This is a genomic window from Faecalibacterium prausnitzii (assembly GCF_003324185.1).
GTDB classification, from domain to species: Bacteria; Bacillota; Clostridia; order Oscillospirales; family Ruminococcaceae; genus Faecalibacterium; species Faecalibacterium prausnitzii.
Window position 1 is genome coordinate 1 of sequence record NZ_PXUP01000059.1, and the last position, 1,533, is coordinate 1,533.

Below are 1,533 nucleotides of genomic sequence, written 5' to 3' on the forward strand. Positions count from 1 at the left end.
TCGGACTACACCGCCATCGAAGCGTACCTCGTTTACCAGCACGATGAATTTTCCGGCAAGGTAATTCTAGACGAACAAGGCCGACCCATGCTGCGGGAATCCTACCTGCTCGACACCCTTGAGTGCGGCGATTTCTCGTTTGCTACAGCCTGTCTGCTGGCAAACCGCAAGTATGGTAAGAACACCCAGCATGGTGATATCAAAAGCCACCAGTATATCATCAGCTTTGACCCCAGAGATGCAGCCGACAACGGCTTGACCATGGAAAAGGCACAGGCACTTGGCCTGAAGTTTTGTTCTGAAAATTTTCCCGGTCATCCTGCCATCGTCTGCACTCACCCGGATGGGCACAACCATTCGGGAAACATCCACGTCCACATCGTGATTAGCAGCATCCGAACACGAGAGGTGGAACGCAAGCCCTATATGCAGAAGCCCCGTGACTGGCTAGAGGGCATGAAGCACTCCAGCACAGCCCAGACCATGCGGCACTTGCGTGTTGAGGTCATGGAACTGTGCGAGGGTGCCGGACTGTACCAGATTGACCTGCTCAACGGCTCGAAAGAGCGCGTGCGCGAAGCTGAGTATTGGGTGCGCAGACGCGGCCAATTGAAACTTGACCGTGAAAACGCAGCCCTTGCCGCAGCTGGACAACAGCCCACGCAGAAGAAGTTTGAAACCGTAAAAGATACCCTGCGGAAACAGATTTCTTCAGTGCTGTACCGTGCCACGAGCTTTGAAGATTTTTCTGATAGGCTTATGCAACAGTATGGCATCACGGTTAAGGAAATCCGTGGACAGCTTAGCTATCTGCCCGCTGGCAGAACCAAGTTTATCCGAGCGAAACATCTCGGTGACAAGTTCGATAAGGCAGCAGTGCTTGCCACGTTGCAGGCAAACGCCGAACGCAAGCCCATGGCGCAGTTCAAGCAGGATACCATCGGGAAACTGATCGACATCCAGTCGAGGATGACCGAGGGCAAGGGCATCGGCTACGAGCGTTGGGCGAAAAAATACAACCTCAAAGCTATGGCACAGACCTTGATCCTCTTGCAGGAAAATGGTCTGCTCAACGAGGACGCACTCGACCAGAGAATCGCAGAGCTTGACACCAAGTTCCATGAATCACTGACCGTAGTGAAAGACCTCGAAGGTCGCATGAAAGCCAACAAAGAGCTGCGCTATCACGTCGCAGCCTACACCAGCACCAAAGAACATCGCACAGCAGTTAAAAGCTGCAAAACAACCCACAGCCTTTGAAGAACAGCACCGTGCAAAGCTGACAGCGTACCGGGCAGCAACAGCCTATTTCAAGGCAAACAACATCACCAAGCTGCCCAGCCCGAAAAAGCTGGAATCCGAGTATGCGCAACTGGCATCCGAAAAGGCAAAGTTCTACGAGCAGTACAAAGAAGCGAAAGAAGAACTTCTCAAACTGCAAACGGCAAAACAGAATGTTGCGTCCTTTTTCCGGGAGGAAGAACAGACGCAGCAGGAGAGATAAAGGAGTGTGCGTATGATCAATCTGAAAAT

General features: G+C 52.2%; 1 pseudogene. It reads left to right on the top strand.

From position 1 onward, the window contains the following. Nucleotides 1-1,504, top strand: a pseudogene (locus tag C7J97_RS14640) (relaxase/mobilization nuclease domain-containing protein); the annotation flags it as partial. Between the last annotated feature and the right edge of the window lie 29 nt (nt 1,505-1,533).